Genomic DNA, 19,712 nt, shown 5'->3' with positions numbered 1-19,712 from the left:
CCGCTCCTCGCAGGACCGACAGCAGGACAAGTCAGGAGCGGCGGGCGGCGAGCATGTCGCGCATCTGCGCGATCTCACGCCGCTGCGAGGTGGAGATCACGTCGGCGAAGGTGAGGACCATCGGGTCCTCCCCGCGCTCGAGTACGGCCTCCGACATCGTCAGGGCGCCCTCGTGGTGGGTGATCATCAGCTCCAAGAACAGCGCGTCGGCGTCGGCTCCGGTCGCGGCGGTGAGCTCGGCGATCTGCGCGGGCGTCACCAGCCCCGGCATGAGCACCGATCCGCCCGCGCTCGTGCCGTGGTCGGGCATCTGGTCGTGACCGCCGCCCTCCAGGGGTGCGGTCATCCATTCCACGGCCTCTCCGGTGGAGGCCTGCGGGAGGCCCCAGCCGGTGAGCCAGCCGAACAGCTGCCCGGACTGCTGCTGCTGGGTGAGGAGCAGATCGGTCGCCAGGTACCGCACCTCCTCATCCTGGGTCCGGTCGCGGATCAGCAACGCCATCTCGGCGCCCTGCAGGTGGTGGGTCTGCATGTCGCGGGCGAAGCCGGCCTCGGCGCTGGATCCGCCGACGGGGCGGGGCGACCACGGTCCGCCCGTGATCAGGAGTCCGATCAGGATGCCGACGAGGATCGCGACTCCCAGGACCAGTGCTGCTCGCAGCCTGCGCGCCGCGCTGGTCTGCGCGACGGCGGTCACGGCCTGCTCCGCGCAGGGGTCGGCTGCAGCGCGGCGGCCTGCTCCGTCGGCAGCCGGGCGGGCCAGGAGCGGCGGGCGAGGACGGCGCCGACCAGGGCGAGAGCCAGGAGCGCGACCGCGGCGGCGGTCAGGCTGACGGCGCCGATCCATCCGGCGAGCGGGTAGGTGATCAGGAAGCAGGCGTGGGAGAGGGAGAACTGCGCGGTGTAGACCGCGCTGCGGTTCTGCTCCGTCGCCGCCCGCATCAGCAGCCGCGACGACGGAGTGCCGATCAGCGAGTTCCCCGCGCCGAGGACCGCCCAGGTCGCCAGCAGCAGCCACCAGGCGCCCGCCCACATCGCGGACAGGAGGGTCATCGCGACGGCAAGGGTGAGGCCGGTGAGCGCGAAGTCGCTGCCGCCGAGCATGACCCTCCGATCGCCGTACCGCTCGATCAGCCGCGGGACGTTGAGAGCGACGAGGAGGGAGCCGCCGCCGTAGCAGGCGAGCGCGAGCGCGAGGCTGGAGTCGTCGAGCGCGAACACGTCGCGGGCGTAGACGACGGTGTCGACCAGCACGAGGGCGGTCGCGGCGCCGACGGTCAGGTTCAGTCCCATCAGGAAGCGCAGCGACGGGGTGCGGGCGAACACGCGCACCCCCGCGGTGGTGCGCTGCCACAGGTTCCCGGGGGCGGCGACCTCGGGGCGGCTGGGGAGCGGTGTGGTCAGGACGAGGATCGCGGAGCAGAGGAATCCGATGACGGTGCCCAGGAAGAGGCTGCTGGAGCTGATCACCGTCAGCAGGACCGCCGCGAGGATCGGGCTGACCAGCGCCTCGAGGTCGTAGGCGAGACGCGAGAGGGAGAGCGCCTTCGTGTACTCGCGCTCATCCCGGAGCACCACCGGGATGAGCGACTGGAACGCGGGCGTGAACGTCGCGGACGCGGCCTGGAGGACGAACACGAGGATGTAGATCTGCCACACGTCCGTCAGGAACGGCAGCGACAGGGCGACGGCGGCGCGGATCAGGTCGGCGCCGACGAGGACGACCTTCTTCGGCAGCCGGTGCACGAGCGCCGCGATCACGGGAGCGACCCCGACGTAGGCGACCATCTTGATCGTCAGCGCCGTGCCGAGGACCGCTCCCGCCTGCGCGCCGGCCAGGTCGTAGGCGAGGAGGCCCAGCGCGACGGTCAGCAGGCCGGTGCCGATCAGCGCGATCGCCTGCGCGGCGAACAGCGAGCGGTAGGCGCGGGAGCGCAGGACGGACAGCACGGAGGACTCCTGACATCGGACGCCTTCACCCTATACCTGCGCAGGCGTGCAGGTTTTGAGTGCCCCGACCCGCTCCGACGCGACGCCCGTGAAAGGATCGGCGCATGGACGAAGACCGCACCCCGGCCGACCACGACAGCCAGTACGTCGAACTCGCCGTCGAGGTGTTCGCGATGCTCGCCGACGCCACCCGCGTGCGCATCATCCTCGCGCTGCGCGACGGCGAGCGCTCGGTCACCGAGCTCGCGGCGCTGGTCGACAAGTCGCCGACCGCCGTGTCGCAGCACCTCGCGAAGCTCCGCCTGGCCCGCATGGTCACCACCCGCCACGACGGCACCCGCGTCTTCTACCGGCTCGTCGACGAGCACGCCCGGCAGCTGGTGACCGACGCGATCTCCCAGGCCGAGCACTCGGTCGACTCCTCGCCCCGCCACCACCGCCTCGCCTCGGCGGACCACGCCCACGGGGAGCACGCGAGGCCCGCCCGCGCCACGAGCTGATTCCTCCGGAGCGGAGCAGGACGGGCTTCGGAGGCGCGCACACTCCGGAACGCGACCACTCGTCACGCCCGCCGACCGCCAGTCGACGCGAAACGGACCCCGAGGCCGCGCAGAGCCCGGGTCGCGTCCACTGGACGAACCCGCCGATCGCGACTGGACGCGGAACCGGCCCCCGAGCCCGCCCACAGCCCGGGTCGCGTCCAGTGGACGAACCCGTCGATCGCGACTGGACGCGGAACGGGCCACGGAGCTTCCGCAGAGCCCGGATCGCGACCACTGGACGAGCCCGGCGCCCGCGAGTCGGCGCGGAACGGGCCACGGAGCCCGCGCAGACCCCGGATCACGTCCGGTCGCGCCCCGTCACACCCGCCGGGTCGACGCCCGCTCGATCAGACGCGTCTCGAGCTCGATGCGCGTCGCGCGGGTGCTCGGCGACAGAGGCACGGCCGACTGGTGCGCCTGCAGGAGCATCCGGAACGCCGCGGCGCCCATGTCGGCGATCGGCTGGTGCACGGTGGTCATCGGTGGAGCGGCCCAGGCCGACTCGCGCACGTCGTCGAAGCCGACCACGCTGAGGTCCTCGGGGATCCCCAGGCCGAGCTCCTGGGCCGCGTCGTACACGCCGAGGCCCATGATGTCGGAGCAGGCGAACACCGCGGAGGGGCGCGAGGACGCGGCCAGGAGGGTCGCCGCGGCGGCGCTGGCCCGGCGGCGGTCCCAGTCGCAGTGCAGGATCCGGTCGCGCGGCACGTCGAGGCCCGCCTCGCGCAGGGCGCTGGTGAAGCCGTCGATGCGGGCGCTGCTGTAGAGGTGGGTGCGGGTGCCGCCGATGATCGCGAAGCGGCGGTGGCCGAGGGCGAGGAGGTGCTCGGCGGCCATCCTGCCGCCGTTCCAGTTGGTCGCTCCGATGCTCGCGACCTCCAGCGGCGGGCGGCTGATCGGGTCGACCACGACGACCGGGATGTCGGCGGTGGTCAGCAGGTTCAGCTGCGCCGAGGTGGTGTCGACGAGCACCACGATCGCGCCGAGGGACGGGCGGCGCAGGAGCCTGCTGATCCAGTCGCTGTCGCGGCGGGCCACGGTGAGCACGAGATCGACTCCGGAGGCGGCCGCCGTCTCCTCGATGCCGGCCAGCACTCGGCTGATCCAGGTGCCGTCGAGGTGCCCGACGACGACGTCGATGATGCGCGGGGCGTGCCGGGTCTCGCCCCCGGCACGCAGCTTGGAGACGCGCCGGTAGCCGAGGCGGTGCGCGGCCTCCATCACGCGGCTGCGGGTCGCGTCCGAGACGTCCGTTCCGCCGTTGAGCACCTTCGAGACCGTGGGGACGCTGGTGCCGGCCGCCTCGGCGATCTGGGCCATCGTCGGCTTCCGCGCCACGGCTCCGCTGCTCGTCATGCCCACACCGTAGCAGCGTGCACTTGCGCAACTTCCGGCTAATATGTTCTTGCGGAAGCAAAATTGGCCCCGCACTATGGGCATGCGATCAACGGAGACGCTCCAGGGATTGCGCAACTTGTTCACTGTCGAACGCGACGCCATCGCAGAGAGGTCAGCCCGTGACCCCGAACACCCCCTCCTCCTTCCTCTCCCGCAGAACCCTGCTCGGCGGCCTCGGCGCCGCCGCCGCGGTCGCGGGCCTCGCCGCCTGCAGCTCCCCCGAAGGAAGCGGCGGCGGCTCCACCCTCGACTTCTGGAACATGCCGTGGGGAGGCTCCGAGTACACGCCGCTCGACACGAAGATCGCCACGTCGTACACGCCCGCCGACGGCCTGCCCGCGGTCCGCTACCAGGCCGTGCAGTGGTCGAACTTCACCGCCACCTTCGCCTCGGCGATCGCCTCGAAGACCGGTCCCGCCGTCAGCAGCGGCAGCGGCACCCAGGCGTTCCAGTTCGCCGAGCAGGGCGCCATCGCCTACGCCGACGACCTGCTCGAGAGCTGGAAGGGCAACGGCCTCTACGACGACTTCCTCCCGGGCGTGCTCGACACGATGAAGACGCCCGACGGCTACGCGGCCGTCCCCTACAACCTCGACATGCGCGTGCTCTGGCACTCCAAGTCCCTGCTCGAGGAGGCCGGTGTCGAGCCGCCGACCGACTGGCAGTCCTACCTCGACGCGTGCGAGGCGCTGAAGAAGAACGACGTCTACGGATTCGCGATCTCGGCCGGCCCGCAGAGCAACGGCGCGCAGATGCTCGTCGGCCTCATGATCAACAACGGCGGCGGCCTCTTCGACGAGGAGCGCAAGCCCAACGCGGCCACCCCCGCCAACATCGAGGCGATGGAGTTCGTGGCCGAGATGCTCGCCAAGGGCTACATCGATCCGGGCGCCGCGGGCTACTCGACGACCAACATGTACTCGCAGTGGAAGGCGCGCAAGAACGCCATGGGCTTCGAGGGATCGGGCCTCGCCTACCAGCTGGGCGGAGACCTGCTCGAGGACGTCGTGGTCGGCGATCCGCTCGTGAGCGCCGCCGGCACGAAGGGGGCGCTCTACTTCCCGAACAACATCATGATGTACACGAACACCCCCAGCCAGGAGGGCTCGGAGGCGTTCCTGACGTACTACTACCAGAACATGGCCCCGCTCTGGACCGAGGGGACGGGCATCGGACTGCCGGTGCTGAAGTCGATCGCCGAGACCCCCGAGTTCCGCGCCGACGCCAACGCCTCCAAGGCCATCGACGTCTGGCAGCCGATCAGCCGGACGTGGGCCGCGCCCGGCAACGACGCGCTCTTCGCCGACGTCACGCTGGTCGACAGCACCAAGCCCATGACCGACTTCGCGCAGGCGCTGCTGTCCGGCTCCTCCTCCCCCACGGAGGCGCTGACCGCGCTGCAGAAGACGCTGACGTCGTGAGCGAGTCGACCCCCGTCCTCGTCGGCGGCCCGTCCGCCGAGGCGGCGCGGGCCGGCGGCCTGGCGAACGCGCGGCGCGGAGTGGGCGTGTCGGGAGGCGGACCCCGCCGCACCCCCGCGCCCGCCGGCTCCCGGCGCCGACCCGTGCTCACCGCCCGCACGCTGACGCTGCTCGCGTTCGCGCTGCCCTCGGTCTTCCTCCTGGTGCTGATCAACGTCTACCCGGTGGTCTACGCGTTCGTGCAGTCGCTGCGCGACGGCAGCCTGATCGACGCGGGACCGTTCGTCGGCGGGAAGAACTACATCGACGTGCTCACGTCGCCCGCGTTCGCCCAGGCCGTCGGCTTCACGGTGACCTTCACGCTGGTGGGCGTCTTCGGCAGTTGGCTGGTCGGGCTCGGGCTCGCCCTGCTGCTGCGCACGCGGATCCCGGCCGGCGGGCTGTTCAAGGTGCTGCTGCTGATGCCGTGGATCGTGCCGGTCGTGGTGTCGGCGACGTCCTGGAACTGGCTCGTCGCCACTCCACAGAGCCCGCTGCCCGTGCTCGCGAAGGCCCTCGGCTTCGGCGACGTGCTCTTCCTCGCCGACCCGACCCTGGCCCAGATCACGGTCTGCGTGTTCAAGGTGTGGGTGAGCTTCCCGTTCATGATGATGATGATCTCGTCCGCCCTCGCCGCGGTCGACACCAACGTCTACGAGGCGGCGAAGGTCGACGGAGCGACGCCCTGGCAGTCGTTCCGGCTGATCACGATGCCGCTGATAGCCCGCACCACGTACATCTCGTGGATCCTGATGACGATCTTCTGCGTCAACGACTTCCCGACGATCTTCCTCCTGACCGGGGGCGGACCGGTGAACGCGACGACCTCGCTCGTGGTGCTCGCCTACCAGATGGTCTTCCAGAACTTCCAGACCGGACCGGGCGTCGCCATCGCGTTCTTGATGACGGCCGTGCTCGTCGTCGTCTCGGTCGTCCTGTACCGCCAGATCCGGAAGGTGGACGTCGAATGACCGCCCTGGCCGCCCGCCCCTCGCCCGCGCAGGGCCGCTCGCCGCAGAGCCGCCCGGACCGGGGCCGCCGCCCGCACCGCGACCGCGAGGACCGGGGCCGCTGGCTCCGCTTCACCGTGATGCTCGTGCTCACGCTGCTGGTCCTCGCTCCGATCGCCGCCGTGTTCGTGCTGTCGACGCAGCCGTCGCTCGGCTCGACGTCCACCGCCTCGTTCACGCTCGAGAACTTCGAGCTCGTGTTCAGCCGCTCCAGCGTCGCGACCTGGCTGGCCAACAGCCTGGTGATCACCCTCGTGACGGTGGTCGTCTCGGTCGCCGTGGCGGCTCCGGCCGGCTACGTGCTCAGCCGAGCGCGCAACCGCCTCGTCTCGGGCTACTCGCTGCTGCTCTTCGTCGTGCAGTCGCTGCCGGTCGTGACCGCGATCATCCCGCTGTTCATCCTCTTCGCGAACCTCGGCCTCGTCGACACGCTCGCGGGCGTCACCGTCGTCTACGTCGGCGGCACGATGTCGGTGGCGATCTGGATGATGGCGGCCTACTACGACTCCATCCCCATCGCACTCGAGGAGGCCGCCTGGATCGACGGAGCGAGCCTGTTCGGCTCGTTCACCCGGATCGTGCTGCGCAACTCCCTCCCGGGGCTGCTCTCGACGGCGATCTTCTCGTTCCTGCTCGCCTGGAACGACTACCTGATCGCGGTCGTGTTCCTCCGCGCCGACAGCAACTACACGCTGCCGGTGGGTCTGCAGAGCTTCTTCCAGCAGAATGCGACGGACTGGGGCCCGGTGATGGCGGTGGCCGTCGTCATGATGCTCCCGCCGATCATCCTGTTCGTCTTCCTCAACAAGCACTTCAGCGTCGGCGGCATCGGCGGAAGCCTGGCCGGTCGATGACCCTCCACGAAAGGACACCCATGACCTCCGATCGATCCCGCAGGAGCGCGCTGATCGTGCGCGGCGGATGGGACGGGCACCAGCCCGTCGAGGCGACCGAGCTCTTCGTCCCGCACCTCGAGGCCCACGGCTTCGACGTGCGGATCGAGGAGTCGACCGCCGTCTACGCCGACGCCGACTACCTGCCCACCGTCGACCTGATCGTGCAGTCGATGACCATGAGCACGATCGAGGCCGCCGAGGTCGCAGGGCTGCGCGCCGCGGTCGAGGCGGGCACGGGCCTCGCCGGCTGGCACGGCGGCATCGCCGACTCGTTCCGGAGCAGCGCCGACTACCTGCAGCTGATCGGCGGGCAGTTCGCCGCGCACCCGGGCAAGCACCCGAGCGAGCTGACCGGCGAGCAGGCCGACAACTACCGCCCGCACCGCATCACGCTGACCGAGGCGGCGGCCGAGCACCCGATCACGCAGGGGCTCTCGGACTTCGACCTGGTCACCGAGCAGTACTGGGTGCTGCACGACGACTACCTCGACGTGCTCGCCACGACGACCCAGGAGGTGCGGGAGTGGGACCCGTGGACCCGTCCGATCACCTCGCCCGCGATCTGGACCCGCCAGTGGGGCGCCGGGCGGATCTTCGTCTCGACGCCGGGGCACCGCGTCGAGGTGCTCGAGGACCCGAACGTCCGCACGATCATCGAGAGGGGCCTGCTGTGGGCGTCGCGCTGACGGTCGGCATCATCGGCGTCGGCAAGATCAGCGAGCAGTACCTCGCGAACCTGCCGACCTTCCCGCAGCTGCGCCTGGTCGCGGTGGCCGATCTCGACCTCGACCGGGCGCGCGCCGTCGCGGCCGAGCACGGCGTCCGCGCCCTGAGCGTCGACGAGCTGCTCGCCGACCCCGAGGTCGACTGCGTGCTCAACCTCACGATCCCGGCGGCGCACGTCGAGATCGGCACCCGGGCGCTCGAGGCCGGCAAGCACGTGTTCGCCGAGAAGCCGCTGGGCCTGGACGCGGTGGAGGCGGCTCCGCTGCTCGATCTCGCGGAGCGCCTCGGCCTGCGGGTCGCCAGCGCGCCGGACACGGTGCTCGGCACCGGGATCCAGACCGCGCGCCGGGCTCTCGACTCCGGTCTCATCGGCACGCCGATCGCCGCTCAGGTGCACTGGTCGGCACCGGGGCACGAGCGCTGGCACCCGGCCCCCGCCTTCTACTACCAGCCGGGCGGCGGACCGCTGCTCGACATGGGCCCGTACTACCTGAGCTCGCTGGTGCACTTCTTCGGCGCGGTCACCCGGGTCTCGGGAGTCGCGACGCGCTCGGACCGCGCCCGCTCGGTCGAGTCGGGCCCGCTCGCCGGCACGCCGCTGCCGGTCGCGGTCGACACCCACATCAGCGCCCTGCTCGAGCACGCGAGCGGAGCGACCACCACGCTCACCGTGAGCTTCGAGGTCTGGCGCACCCGCAGTCCGCTCTTCGAGGTCTACGGCACCACCGGCACTCTCGCGGTGCCCGATCCGAACCACTTCTCGGACCCGGTCGAGGTGTCGCTGCGTGACGAGCCCGAGTGGACGGCGCTGGAGGACTCGGCCGGAGTCATCGGCACGGGCCGCGGCGTGGGGCTGGCCGATCTCGCCGACGCTCTGCGGCACGGCCGCCCCGAGCGCGCCTCCGGACGCCTCGCCCTGCACGTGCTCGAGGTGATGGACGCGATCCTGCGCTCGAGCGCGGAGGGGGTCGTCGTGCCGATCGCGAGTCCGGTCGAGCGGCCGGAGCCGGTGCCGCTGCAGACGCCCGCGGGCGACCTGCTCGAGGGGGTGCGGTCGTGACGAAGGAGCTGCGCGTCGCCCTGATCGGCCACGCCTTCATGGGGCGCGCGCACGCCCACGCGTGGCGCACGGCGCACCGCTTCTTCCCGCTCGCCCTCGAGCCGCGCCTCGTCGTGGTCGCGGGGCGCGACGAGGGCCGGGCGCGCGCGGCGGCCGCCGAGTTCGGCGCCGACGAGTGGTCGACCGACTGGCGCGCGGTCATCGCGCGCGACGACATCGACCTGGTCGACATCGTCACCCCGGGCGACCAGCACGCCGAGATCGCGATCGCCGCTCTCGAGGCCGGCAAGCACGTGCTCTGCGAGAAGCCGCTCGCGCGCTCCGTCGAGGAGGCCGAGCGGATGACCGCGGCCGCGGCCGTTGCGAGCGGCACCGCGACCTGCGGCTTCAGCTACCGGCGCACCCCGGCGCTCGCGCTGGCGAAGCGCTTCGTCGAGGACGGGCGCCTCGGCGAGATCCGCCACGTGCGGGCGCAGTACCTGCAGGACTGGCTGAGCGACTCCGAGGCGCCGCTGACCTGGCGGCTCGACCGCTCGAAGGCGGGCTCGGGCACGCTCGGCGACATCGCGGCGCACAGCATCGACACGGCGCAGTGGCTGACCAGGCAGAGCATCGACTCCGTCTCGGCCGTGCTGCGCACCTTCGTGACGGAGCGGCCGGTGCTGGCGACGCAGTCGGGGCTGGGCGGTCGCGCGGACGCCGACGCGGAGCGCGGCCCGGTCACCGTCGACGACGCGGTGGCGTTCACGGCGAACCTCAGCGGCGGCGCGCTCGGCGTCTTCGAGGCGACGCGCCTGGCGCTGGGCCGCCGCAACGCCAACCGCATCGAGATCAACGGCGAGCGCGGCTCGATCGCCTTCGACTTCGAGCGGATGAACGAGCTCGAGTTCTTCGACGGCACCGACCCCGACGACGCGCAGGGCTTCCGCCGCATCCAGGTGACGGATCCGTCGCACCCCTACGTCGGCCACTGGTGGCCGACCGGCCACGGCCTGGGCTACGAGCACGTCTTCACCCACCAGGTCGTCGACCTGGTGACGGCGATCGCGGAGGGTCGCGCGCCGACTCCGTCGTTCGCCGACGCCCTGCAGGTGCAGCGGGTGCTCGACGCGGTGGAGCAGAGCGCTGCGGACGGGTCGCGGATGACGGCCGTCTGACGCTGTTCACAACGAAGGAAGGATGCCGCGGGCGAGCGTCGGGGACGCGTGTCCACGGGCGGCGTCGGGCATCCTTCCTTCGTTGTGAACGCGACCGGCCGATCGCAGGCCGCGGCGAGGCGGGCTTGCTCCTTCCGCAGCGTCATGTGGTGCGCTGGACTCACATCCGCCCGAGGAAGGCCCCCATGCATCCGTCCCTCATCCCGCCGCGTCAGGTCATGATCGGCGACGCCGCCGCGTTCGTCGGCACCACTCCACGGGCCATCCGGCACTACCACGAGCTGGGGCTGCTCCCGGAGCCCGAGCGGGGCGCGGACGGCCGTCGCCGGTACGGCTACGAGCAGATGATCCGGCTGCTGTGGATCCGGCGGATGGCCGAGGCGGGGATCGCCCTGGACGACATCCGCGACGCCTTCGCCGACGCGGCGCCGGCCGAGGGGGGTCGAGCGGTGCTGGAGCGGCTCGAGCGCAGTCTCGCCGCGCAGGAGGCGGAGCTGCAGCGGCAGAGGGCCGCCGTGCAGAGCATGCGGGGCAGCGGCAGCCGGGCGGGACTGCTCTCGGACCTCGTGATCCGCCGCCTCGAGAGCGTGCCCGAGGGCTCGATCCGGCAGGCGGACCTCGACACCCTGCTGGTCACCGAGCGGATCTTCGGCCCGCTCGGGGCCGCCGTCCAGGCCGGGCGCTTCCTCGCCCTCGCCACCCATCCGGGTCTCCGGGAGGAGTCGGACCGCGTCGACGCCGCCGAGGAGGCACTCGATGACACGGTCGCCGTCGACGACCCCCGCGTGGCGCAGGTCGCCGCCGAGCGGCACGCCTTCGAGCAGGTGCTGCGGGCCGTGATCGAGGCCTCCGGCCAGGACCGGGACGACGAGGCGCTCTTCGACGAGTGGGACGCGGCGCATCCCGACGGAGCCGAGGGCGCGGACTCGATGAGCGCGGGCTCGATGAGCGCGGTCGAGGCCGTCGGGAGGATGCCCTACGACTTCTCCCCCGCCCGCCTGCGCTGCATGGCGCTGGTCGTCGAGCTGGAGGGCTGGGCGGACGGGAGCACACCGCCCGCGTGACGTCGACGGATCCAGCGGGACGCGCCTCCTCCGTCGCTCAGTGCCCCTGCGCCGCCGAGACCGGCTCGTCCGCCTGCCGCCCCGCGGGGTCGGCGGCGGCATCGAAGCCGCGCCTGTTCTCGACGATCGTCTGCTGATGCTCCCCGACCCAGTCGCCGACGGCGAACGCGACGGTCTGCAAGGAGCGTCCGAGATCGGTGACCTCGTACTCGACACGGGGCGGAACCTGCGCGTACACGGTGCGCGAGACGAGTCCGTCGCGCTCGAGGGCGCGCAGAGTGACCGTGAGCATCCGGCGGGAGATCCCCGGGATCGTGTCGGCGATCTCGGTGAAGCGCAGGCGATCGCTCCCGAGGACGCCGATGACCAGGAGGGTCCACTTGTCGCCGATGCGCGACATCAGCGAGCGGAACAGCTCCGGCGACTCCCCCGAGCAGAGCTGGTGCATGGAGGGCATGGACTCGCTGAGGCGTTCCTGGAGGGCCCGGTCTCGATCACCGTGGGACATCGCTCCTCCTTCGGTCACCGCGGGGTAACAGGGGCTCGATTGCGGTAACGGGATCAGAGCGTACACAGTTACTGACGGTAACCACAGCGGTTCACCGCCCTGCCACCGGCAGGGAGACAGCCCGGACACGCTCGGATCGCACGAGCGGAGTTCTGCGAAGGAGAAGAATGTCCCTGTTCCGTCTGGACGCCAGCATCCGCATCGAGGGATCGACGAGCCGCGCTCTCGGAGACATCGTCGAGAGCGAATGGCGAGCCGCGCACCCCGATGCCGCGATCGTCCGTCGCCACCTCGGCTCCGACCCCCTCCCGTCGACCTCGTGGGCCGACGCGGTGGCGGGATCGATGACGCCTCCCGAGTCCCGGAGCTCCGCGCAGAACGAGGCTGCAGCGCTGGCTGCCGCACTGACCGATGAGCTGGAGGGAGCCGAGGCGCTCCTCTTCGCGGTGCCGCTGTACAACTTCGGCGTCTCGCAGCACTTCAAGACGTACGTCGACCTCGTGCTCACCGACCCGCGCATGGCTCCCGGGCAGACCCCCTCGATCGCCGGCAGGCCGGCCGTGCTCGTCACCGTGCAGGGCGGCAACTACGCCGCCGGGACTCCCCGCGAGGGATGGGATCACGCGACCGGATGGATGCGCCGGATCCTCGAGGACGTCTGGGAGCTCGACCTCGAGGTCGTCACCCGCGAGTTCACCCTCGTCGGAGTGAATCCGAGCCTGGACCGGTTCACGGACATCGCGGAGGAGCTCCGAGCCGTCGCCGAGGAGCGTGCGGGGCACCACGGCCGCACTCTCGCGGCTCGACGGGCCGCCTGAGCCGCGGCGCCCTGCTCGCGCGCGGCGCCGTCGGGATCCAGCGCGCGGGACGGTCGCACGAGGCGGCGGAGGCCGGCTCTCCGCCGCCTCTCGGCCCCGCAGGTGCCGGGCGAGGAGGTGCACGACCTCACCGCCGGGTCGCACTGAGGCTGGTCCCCTCGCGCTCCACTCCCGCGGGGACGGAGGAGGATGAGCCCATGCGGTTGACGACGAGGACGTCCGGCTCCGGGCCGATCACGGTGGGGCTCGTGCACGGGCTCGGCGCGAGCGGAGCGACGTGGCAGCCGCTGATCGACCGGATGCTCGCGGACGGCCGGTGCACGGTCACCACGGTCGACCTTCGCGGGCACGGCGCTAGCGACCGCGCCGCGTCGTACGGGCTCGAGTCGATGGCCGACGATCTGGTCGAGAGCCTCCCCGCCGGGCTCCACTGCATCGTCGGGCACTCGCTCGGCGGGCCGGTCCTCGTCCGCGCCGTCGAGCGCCTGGCTCCGGCCCGCGCCGTCTACCTCGACCCCGGATTCCAGCTCGCGCTGCCGACCACCGGCCTCGCCGGGCGACTGTTCTGGCTCGTGCCGCTGCTGAGCCTCGGAGTGGCGCAGGTGCTCCGAGCGCGCCGCAGCGGGGCGCCGACTCCCCTCGGCACGGACGCCCGGGCCCTCGTCGAGCAGGCCGGGGCGCAGTTCGATCGGAGGATGGCGGTCGGGGTGTTCCGAGACGTCGCCTTCCATCCGCTGGCCGCCGCAGCGCCGGCGGTGCCGTCCACTCTCGTGCTGTCGGACGAGTCGCCCTCGGTGATCTCGGACGCCCTCGTCGCCGCGCTGGAGCGGCTCGGCTGGAGCGTCCGTCGCCTCCCCGGACTGCACCACGACCTGCACCTCGAGGACCCCGACCGCACCTTCGAGGCGCTGCGGGACCTGCTGTGACTCCTCGGCGCGCGGCCGGCGTCCTGTTCCTCCTCGGCGCGACCGTCTACGTCGGCGGCGAGGCGATCGCCGCGGCCGCGTTCCCCGGCTACAGCTATGCGGCGAACTACATCAGCGACCTCGGGGTACCGGACGTGGAGGTCTACCAGGGCCGCACGATCGACTCGCCGCTGAGCGTCGTGATGAACGCGGCCTTCGTGCTGCAGGGCCTGCTCTACCTCGCCGCCGCGATGCTCGCCGCGCTCCCCGGCCGTGCCCGCCCCGCATTCCTCGGTGCGGCGGTCGCCTTCGCCGTGGGCAGCGCTCTGATCGGCGTGGTGCACGGGAGCGCGGCGAGCGCCGCGAGCGGGATCGGCGGGCTGCACGTCCTCGGCGCCGCGCTCGCGATCATCGGTGGCAACGCCGCGTCGATCCTCGCGGGCGTCACGGCCCGACGGAGCGCGCCGCGGTACGCCGTCACGAGCATCGCGCTCGGCGTCCTCGGGCTCGCGGGGCTCGTCCTGCTCCGGGTCGACTCCGGCTCGGCGAGCATCGACCTCCTGCCCGACGGGGTCTGGGAGCGGATCGCCGTCTACGCGATCACGGCGTGGCAGGTCGTGACGGGCGTCGGCCTGCTGCGGCGCGCCCGCTGAGGCGACGACAAGGGCGGGCGCGCTGCTCCGGCGGGGTCGGGAGCGGACGGGCGAGTGGACGCGGAACGGGGTCCCGGCTCCTCGCAGGCCCCGGGGCCGCGTCGACTCACGGCACCCGGCTTCACGAGACGACGGGGAACAGGCCCTCGGCACCACCTGGACCCCGGATGGCGTCCACTCACCTGGCACAGATTCCACGAGTGGACGCGGACCGGCCCCTCAGCCGGGCGCAGAGCCCCGGACCCCGGCGACTCCGTCGTCCGGGACGCCCGTGCACCCGGAGGTGTACGGCGGCCACTCCACGACCAGCGACCCCGGCGGCACCGCGCCCACGTCCGTGCCGTATCCCGCGAAGTCGCGCTCGACGTACCGGCAGCCCGCCGAGTCGGAGCCGGGCAGCACCCGGTACGAGTCGGACTGGAGCAGGGTCACGAGGAGCGTCAGCGGCACCGCGATCACCAGCGCGAGGAACCCGAGGACGCGGAGGACGAACCCCACCGCCCCGGCGAGGAACGACCTCGGCTCCTGCTCGGGCGGCGGAGCCTCCTCGGGCAGCAGGAAGAAGCCGACGAGGGTGGCGAGGACCGCGGCTCCCGTGAGGGCCAGCTCGATCTGCAGCCAGGTCGGCACCCAGCTGCCCAGCACGAGCGTGACCCCACCGAGCGCCCCGTTCGTCGTGAGGATCGACCAGGGTTCGAAGCGAGCGGCGAAGACGAGGATCCCGAGCACCACGACGGCGACGGAGAGCAGGACGCCGCCGCGCAGCAGGATCCCGCTCGCTCGCTCGCCCATGGGTCGCTCCTCCCGGACCGGACGGCTCGTGCGGACGATGTCGGCGGGACGCGCACGGCGGTCGGCACCGTGCCTGAAGGGTAGCCGCGGTCTCGGAGAATCTCGCCGCAACTCCGTTCTTGACGACTGCCGGAGTCGTGTGTACCGTCCAGTTATACGAATAACGGGGACCACGAGGAGGTGGACATGGCTCGACGCACGGCGACGATGCGGCAGGTGGCGGAACGGGCCGGCGTGTCGCAGGCGACCGTGTCCCTCGTGCTCAACAACGCTCCCGGCAACCGTGTGACCGAGGCCACCCGCACCCGGGTGATGGAGGCGGTCGCCGCCCTCGACTACCGTACGAACGCCTTCGCGAAGTCCCTGCGCAGCGGGCAGTCCGGCATCGTCGGCTTCGTCTCGGACGAGGTCGCCAGCTCGCCGTTCGCCGGGCGCCTGCTCAAGGGCGCGCAGATGCAGGCCTGGGAGAGCGGGCACATCATCCTCAGCGTCGACACCTTCGGGGAGCAGGCGCTCGAGGCGTCCGCGATCGACATGATGCTGTCGTACCGGGTCCTCGGCGTCATCTACGCCTCGATGTACCACCAGGTCCTGGAGGTCCCCGAGGCCCTCGCCGGCGTCCCGACGGTCGTCGCCAACGCGCAGTCGCTGGGCGGTCGCTTCTCGAGCGTGTTCCCGGACGAGGTGGACGGCGGCTACGTCGCCACCCGGCAGCTGATCGAGGCGGGTCACGAGCGGATCGGCTACATCGACATCCAGCCGCCCGAGAGCACGCTCCCCGCCGGAATCGGCCGACGCGAGGGCTACCGTCGCGCGCTCGAGGACGCCGGACTCCCCGCCGACCCCCGGCTCGTCCGGTACGGAACGGGCGTCGTCGAGGACGGGCTCGCGCTCACCGCCGAGCTGCTCGACGAGCACGACGCCCCCACCGCGATCTTCTGCGGCAACGACCGGACGGCCTGGGGCGCCTACCGCACCCTCGAGGCCCGCGGACTGCGGGTGCCCCACGACGTCTCGATCGTCGGCTTCGACGACCAGGACACGGTCGCCCCCTACCTCGACCCCGGCCTGACGACCATGGCGCTGCCCTACGAGCGCATGGCCCGGGAGGCCGTCTCCCTCCTCCTCGCGGAGAACCGCGAAGAGCCCCGACCCCATCCCCTCGAATGCTCACCGGTCCTCCGCGGATCGGTGGCGAGTGCAAAGGTGCGCGCATGACGGCAACGCAGTCCCCCGCCCGGGTCGCCCGACCCCGGCGCCTCCTGAGTCCGAGGCAGCGCCTCGGCTCGCATCTCCGACGAGCCCTGCGGTCCTGGCAGTTATACGTACTACTGGCTCCCGCCGTCGTCTTCGTGCTGCTCTTCAAGTACTGGCCGATGTACGGCGCGCAGATCGCCTTCCGCGACTACAACCCGTCGCTGGGCTTCTCGGGCAGCCCGTGGGTGGGCCTGGACAACTTCACGCGCTTCGTGACGTCGTTCCAGTTCGGGCGGCTCATCGAGAACACCCTCACGGTGAACGCGCTCGGCCTGCTGATCGCGTTCCCGGTGCCGATCGTGCTGGCGCTGATCGTGAACCAGCTGCAGAGCGAGCGGTTCAAGAAGTTCACGCAGACCGTGCTCTACTCGCCGTCGTTCATCTCGGTCGTGGTCGTGGTCGGGATGATCCACCTGCTGTTCTCGCCGCGCTCCGGCATCGTGAACAGCGCGATCGTGGCGCTCGGTGGCGAGCCGGTGTTCTTCATGGGGTCACCGGAGTGGTTCCGTCCGCTCTACATCGGCTCCGACATCTGGCAGAACGCCGGCTTCTCGATGATCGTCTACCTCGCCGCGCTCACCGCGATCGATCCGGCGCTCCACGAGGCCGCCCGCGTCGACGGAGCGAGCAAGTGGCAGCGGATCCGGCACATCGACATCCCCGGGATCCTGCCGGTGATCACGATCCTGTTCATCCTCGCCATCGGCAACCTCTTCAACCTCGGCTTCGAGAAGGTGCTGCTCATGCAGACCGACCTCAACCTGCCGACCTCCGAGGTCATCCAGACCTACGTCTACAAGGCGGGCCTGCAGCAAGCGCAGTTCAGCTACTCGGCCGCGATCGGCCTGTTCAACTCCCTGATCAACCTCGTCCTCCTGGCGACCTTCAACCAGGTCGCCCGCCGGGCGGGCCAATCGAGCCTGTGGTGACGACGACATGACCCAGACCCTCCGCCCCGAGCCCGCCGTCCGCCCACGGACTGCACCGTCCTCGCGCAGGCAGCCCGCCCCTCCGACCCGCGGACGTATCGCGGACCCCGTCTTCACCACCGTCGCCATCACGGTGCTGCTGCTGGCGATCGTCGCGATCGTCTACCCGATGTACTTCATCGTCATCGCCTCGTTCAGCGAGCCGTCGCAGATCCTCAACGGCAACGTCTGGCTCTGGCCGGAGGGCTTCACGCTCGAGGGCTACGCGCGGATCTTCTCGGACGGGGCGATCTGGCAGGGCTTCGGCAACTCGGTCCTCTACACGGTCGTCGGCACCGCCATCAGCGTCGCGACGATCCTCTGCGCCGCGTACGCGCTGTCGCGGAAGGACCTCTACGGGAGGACCTTCTTCCTCCTGCTGTTCATCGTGACGATGTTCATCGACGGGGGCCTCATCGCCCGCTACCTCGTGGTGCGCGATCTGGGACTGCTCGACAGCATCTGGGCGGTGGTGCTGCCCGGAGCGGTCGGCGTCTGGAACCTGATCATCGCCCGCTCGTTCTTCGAGAACAACGTGCCCGGGGAGCTCCGGGACGCGGCGCAGATGGACGGCGCCAGCGACTTCCGCTTCTTCTTCAGCATCGTCCTGCCGCTGTCGAAGCCGCTGATCTTCCTGATGATCATGATCCACCTCGTGGCCAACTGGAACGCCTTCTTCGACGCCCTCATCTACCTCGACGACGAGAGCAAGTACCCGCTCCAGCTGGTGCTGCGCAACGTGCTCATCCAGTCCGAGGTCACGTCCGCCGGCGGCTCCGGAGCGATGGACTCCTACGCCGCGGCGCAGCGCCTGGGCGAGCTGATCAAGTACGGAATGATCGTCGTCTCGACGATCCCCCTCCTGATCGTGCTGCCCTTCATGCAGAAGCACTTCACCAAGGGCGCCCTCCTCGGCGCCGTGAAGAGCTGACCCCTCCCTCCTGCACCACCCGCGGCTCCGCCGTTCCCTCCTGCTGCCCCGCAGCACCCTCCCGCGACCCCGTCGCACCCTCACACGAGAGAGATCACACCGATGAGACACCGCAGTTTCCTCACCCTCACCGCCCTCGGCCTGTCCGGGAGCCTCCTGCTCGCCGGCTGCACGGGCGGCGGCGGCTCCGACCCGGTCGAGGACCGCTCCGCCGAGGCCGGCTTCCACGAGACCGGCCTGCCGATCGTCGACGAGAAGCTGTCGCTGACCTTCGGCGGCACGAAGTCGGCGCTCGCCCCCGAGTACTCGACCATGCAGCTCGTGCAGCAGTGGGAGGCGGACACCAACATCGCGATCGAGTGGAAGAACCTGCCCGAGCAGGTCTACGCCGAGAAGAAGAACCTCCTCCTCGCCAGCGACGACGTGCCGAACGTGCTCTTCAACTCCGGTCTCACCGACGCCGAGATCGTGCAGTACGGCGAGAACGGCACCCTCCTGCCGCTCGAGGACCTGATCGAGGAGCACGCGCCGACGCTCTCGGGGATCCTCGACGAGCGGCCCGACATCCGCGCGGCACTGACCGCCTCGGACGGGCACATCTACACGCTGCCCTCGGTCGAGGAGCTCGGGATCCTGCAGTACCCGAACTTCCTCTTCATCAACACGGCCTGGCTCGAGAAGCTCGGCATCCCGATGCCGACCACGATCGAGGAGTACCGCGCGGCCCTCGAGTCGTTCAAGACGCAGGACCCGAACGGGAACGGAAAGGCCGACGAGCTGCCGCTGTCGTTCCGCACCGACTCCTTCTGCGCCAACCCCCACGACCTGATCGCGGCGCTCGGCGGACAACCCGAGAACAACGACCACCGCATCGTCGTCGACGGCGAGGTGCGGTTCACCGCCGACACCGACGGCTACAAGCAGGGCGTCGAGGCCCTCGCCGACTGGTACGCCGACGGCCTGATCGACCCGGAGTCGTTCTCGCAGGACGACGTCGCGTACCTCTCGAAGGGCAAGGCCGACACCGAGATCCTCGGCTCGTTCTTCTGGTGGGAGGCGAAGGAGATGATCGGCGAGGACCGCCTCGGCGACTACGCCGTGCTCGGAGTGCTCGAGGGCGTCGACGGCGAGAAGCGCGCCAGCGTCACCAGCAACCAGGAGATCAACCGCGGGGCGATGGCCATCACCCGCTCCAACGAGTACCCCGCCGCCACCATGCGCTGGGCCGATCGCCTCTTCGACCCCGAGATGAGCGCCCAGACCAGCTGGGGCCCGATCGGCACGACGCTCGAGAAGGACGCCTCCGGGATGCTCGTGCAGATCCCCGCCGCGCCCGGAGAGGCCGAGGGCGAGCGCCGCCAGAAGGTCGCCCCCGGCGGCCCGAAGATCACCACCGAGGAGGACTTCGCGACGGTCGTGGCTCCCGAGCCGCGCGCGAAGGAGCGCCAGGACCTCGTGAACGAGTACTACCTCCCGTTCAAGGCGAACGACGCCTACCCGCCGGTGCTGCTCTCGAACGACGAGCTCGACCGCGTCTCCTACGCGCTCACCGACATCAACACGCTGGTGAAGGAGAAGTTCGCGGCCTGGATCGTCAACGGCACCGTCGAGGACGAG

General features: G+C 71.0%; 20 protein-coding genes. 15 read left to right on the top strand and 5 right to left on the bottom strand.

What is annotated here, in order from left to right; genetic code table 11:
- Positions 1-31: 31 nt before the first annotated feature.
- Positions 32-697: a DUF305 domain-containing protein gene (locus IOC53_RS07640; RefSeq protein WP_207404376.1), complete on the bottom strand. Its 666-nt coding sequence runs from the start codon at positions 695-697 to the stop codon at positions 32-34.
- Positions 694-1,950: an MFS transporter gene (locus IOC53_RS07635; protein ID WP_207404113.1), complete on the bottom strand. Its 1,257-nt coding sequence runs from the start codon at positions 1,948-1,950 to the stop codon at positions 694-696. The genes IOC53_RS07640 and IOC53_RS07635 overlap by 4 nt, the downstream gene beginning before the upstream one ends.
- A 104-nt stretch (positions 1,951-2,054) precedes the next feature.
- Here IOC53_RS07635 and IOC53_RS07630 point away from each other — a divergent pair, with 104 nt between their 5' ends.
- Positions 2,055-2,450 carry a metalloregulator ArsR/SmtB family transcription factor gene (locus IOC53_RS07630; protein WP_207404111.1) on the top strand — a complete coding sequence of 132 codons (396 nt, stop codon included), beginning with the start codon at positions 2,055-2,057 and terminating at the stop codon, positions 2,448-2,450.
- A 360-nt stretch (positions 2,451-2,810) separates the two neighbouring features.
- Here the strand turns inward: IOC53_RS07630 and IOC53_RS07625 are convergent, their stop codons facing one another.
- The gene (locus IOC53_RS07625) at positions 2,811-3,848 is read right to left on the bottom strand and encodes a LacI family DNA-binding transcriptional regulator (RefSeq protein ID WP_207404109.1); all 1,038 of its coding nucleotides are present in this window, start codon (positions 3,846-3,848) and stop codon (positions 2,811-2,813) included.
- A gap of 161 nt (positions 3,849-4,009) precedes the next feature.
- On the opposite strand from IOC53_RS07625, the gene IOC53_RS07620 reads away from it, so the two are divergent.
- The 7 genes from IOC53_RS07620 (at position 4,010) to IOC53_RS07595 (ending at position 11,263) form a co-directional block, all read left to right on the top strand.
- Complete coding sequence (locus IOC53_RS07620) at positions 4,010-5,311, top strand: ABC transporter substrate-binding protein (protein WP_207404107.1); 1,302 nt, start codon at positions 4,010-4,012, stop codon at positions 5,309-5,311.
- A 167-nt stretch (positions 5,312-5,478) separates the two neighbouring features.
- Positions 5,479-6,321, top strand: a complete 843-nt coding sequence (locus IOC53_RS07615; RefSeq protein WP_374070466.1) for a carbohydrate ABC transporter permease — start codon at positions 5,479-5,481, stop codon at positions 6,319-6,321.
- Positions 6,318-7,214, top strand: coding sequence for a carbohydrate ABC transporter permease (locus IOC53_RS07610; RefSeq protein ID WP_207404100.1), 897 nt, complete (start codon positions 6,318-6,320; stop codon positions 7,212-7,214). The genes IOC53_RS07615 and IOC53_RS07610 overlap by 4 nt, the downstream gene beginning before the upstream one ends.
- 20 nt (positions 7,215-7,234) lie before the next feature.
- On the top strand, positions 7,235-7,942 hold the full coding sequence (locus IOC53_RS18885; RefSeq protein WP_242683067.1) for a ThuA domain-containing protein: 708 nt from the start codon (positions 7,235-7,237) through the stop codon (positions 7,940-7,942).
- Positions 7,927-9,042, top strand: a complete 1,116-nt coding sequence (locus IOC53_RS18880) for a Gfo/Idh/MocA family oxidoreductase (RefSeq protein ID WP_307786104.1) — start codon at positions 7,927-7,929, stop codon at positions 9,040-9,042. Before IOC53_RS18885 ends, IOC53_RS18880 begins: the two co-directional genes overlap by 16 nt.
- Positions 9,039-10,199, top strand: coding sequence for a Gfo/Idh/MocA family protein (locus tag IOC53_RS07600; RefSeq protein WP_207404096.1), 1,161 nt, complete (start codon positions 9,039-9,041; stop codon positions 10,197-10,199). Before IOC53_RS18880 ends, IOC53_RS07600 begins: the two co-directional genes overlap by 4 nt.
- A gap of 185 nt (positions 10,200-10,384) precedes the next feature.
- A complete protein-coding gene (locus IOC53_RS07595) occupies positions 10,385-11,263 on the top strand; it encodes a MerR family transcriptional regulator (protein WP_207404094.1) in 879 nt (292 codons plus the stop codon).
- Positions 11,264-11,300: 37 nt separating this feature from the next.
- Here the strand turns inward: IOC53_RS07595 and IOC53_RS07590 are convergent, their stop codons facing one another.
- Complete coding sequence (locus tag IOC53_RS07590) at positions 11,301-11,720, bottom strand: helix-turn-helix domain-containing protein (protein WP_207404092.1); 420 nt, start codon at positions 11,718-11,720, stop codon at positions 11,301-11,303.
- Between the two features lie 218 nt (positions 11,721-11,938).
- Here IOC53_RS07590 and IOC53_RS07585 point away from each other — a divergent pair, with 218 nt between their 5' ends.
- The 3 genes from IOC53_RS07585 (at position 11,939) to IOC53_RS07575 (ending at position 14,147) form a co-directional block, all read left to right on the top strand.
- Positions 11,939-12,589, top strand: a complete 651-nt coding sequence (locus IOC53_RS07585; RefSeq protein ID WP_207404090.1) for an FMN-dependent NADH-azoreductase — start codon at positions 11,939-11,941, stop codon at positions 12,587-12,589.
- A gap of 197 nt (positions 12,590-12,786) precedes the next feature.
- On the top strand, positions 12,787-13,515 hold the full coding sequence (locus tag IOC53_RS07580; protein WP_207404081.1) for an alpha/beta fold hydrolase: 729 nt from the start codon (positions 12,787-12,789) through the stop codon (positions 13,513-13,515).
- Complete coding sequence (locus IOC53_RS07575; protein WP_207404079.1) at positions 13,512-14,147, top strand: DUF998 domain-containing protein; 636 nt, start codon at positions 13,512-13,514, stop codon at positions 14,145-14,147. The genes IOC53_RS07580 and IOC53_RS07575 overlap by 4 nt, the downstream gene beginning before the upstream one ends.
- 219 nt (positions 14,148-14,366) lie before the next feature.
- Here IOC53_RS07575 and IOC53_RS07570 read toward each other — a convergent pair whose 3' ends face one another.
- Positions 14,367-14,939, bottom strand: coding sequence for a hypothetical protein (locus IOC53_RS07570; RefSeq protein WP_207404077.1), 573 nt, complete (start codon positions 14,937-14,939; stop codon positions 14,367-14,369).
- A 186-nt stretch (positions 14,940-15,125) separates the two neighbouring features.
- Between IOC53_RS07570 and IOC53_RS07565 the strand changes: the two genes are divergently transcribed.
- The 4 genes from IOC53_RS07565 to IOC53_RS07550 form a co-directional block, all read left to right on the top strand.
- A complete protein-coding gene (locus IOC53_RS07565) occupies positions 15,126-16,157 on the top strand; it encodes a LacI family DNA-binding transcriptional regulator (protein ID WP_207404069.1) in 1,032 nt (343 codons plus the stop codon).
- The gene (locus IOC53_RS07560) at positions 16,154-17,125 is read left to right on the top strand and encodes a sugar ABC transporter permease (RefSeq protein WP_207404067.1); all 972 of its coding nucleotides are present in this window, start codon (positions 16,154-16,156) and stop codon (positions 17,123-17,125) included. Before IOC53_RS07565 ends, IOC53_RS07560 begins: the two co-directional genes overlap by 4 nt.
- A gap of 7 nt (positions 17,126-17,132) precedes the next feature.
- A complete protein-coding gene (locus tag IOC53_RS07555; RefSeq protein ID WP_207404065.1) occupies positions 17,133-18,095 on the top strand; it encodes a carbohydrate ABC transporter permease in 963 nt (320 codons plus the stop codon).
- Positions 18,096-18,197: 102 nt separating this feature from the next.
- Positions 18,198-19,712 (top strand): extracellular solute-binding protein (locus IOC53_RS07550; RefSeq protein ID WP_207404063.1); only part of this gene is annotated, 1,515 nt, incomplete at its 3' end.

Origin of the sequence: Rathayibacter sp. SD072 (assembly GCF_017355185.1) — a bacterium.
Classification (GTDB): domain Bacteria; phylum Actinomycetota; class Actinomycetes; order Actinomycetales; family Microbacteriaceae; genus Rathayibacter.
The sequence above is the reverse complement of the archived record's forward strand: the minus strand, read 5'-3'. Positions and strand labels throughout refer to the sequence as shown.

Coding starts and splice junctions, on each gene's coding strand:
- IOC53_RS07630 (WP_207404111.1), top strand. CDS start 2,055: ATGGACGAAGACCGCACCCCGGCCGACCACGACAGCCAGTACGTCGAA.
- IOC53_RS07625 (WP_207404109.1), bottom strand. CDS start 3,848: ATGACGAGCAGCGGAGCCGTGGCGCGGAAGCCGACGATGGCCCAGATC.
- IOC53_RS07610 (WP_207404100.1), top strand. CDS start 6,318: ATGACCGCCCTGGCCGCCCGCCCCTCGCCCGCGCAGGGCCGCTCGCCG.
- IOC53_RS18885 (WP_242683067.1), top strand. CDS start 7,235: ATGACCTCCGATCGATCCCGCAGGAGCGCGCTGATCGTGCGCGGCGGA.
- IOC53_RS07595 (WP_207404094.1), top strand. CDS start 10,385: ATGCATCCGTCCCTCATCCCGCCGCGTCAGGTCATGATCGGCGACGCC.
- IOC53_RS07590 (WP_207404092.1), bottom strand. CDS start 11,720: ATGCCCTCCATGCACCAGCTCTGCTCGGGGGAGTCGCCGGAGCTGTTC.
- IOC53_RS07585 (WP_207404090.1), top strand. CDS start 11,939: ATGTCCCTGTTCCGTCTGGACGCCAGCATCCGCATCGAGGGATCGACG.
- IOC53_RS07580 (WP_207404081.1), top strand. CDS start 12,787: ATGCGGTTGACGACGAGGACGTCCGGCTCCGGGCCGATCACGGTGGGG.
- IOC53_RS07570 (WP_207404077.1), bottom strand. CDS start 14,939: ATGGGCGAGCGAGCGAGCGGGATCCTGCTGCGCGGCGGCGTCCTGCTC.
- IOC53_RS07565 (WP_207404069.1), top strand. CDS start 15,126: ATGGCTCGACGCACGGCGACGATGCGGCAGGTGGCGGAACGGGCCGGC.
- IOC53_RS07560 (WP_207404067.1), top strand. CDS start 16,154: ATGACGGCAACGCAGTCCCCCGCCCGGGTCGCCCGACCCCGGCGCCTC.
- IOC53_RS07555 (WP_207404065.1), top strand. CDS start 17,133: ATGACCCAGACCCTCCGCCCCGAGCCCGCCGTCCGCCCACGGACTGCA.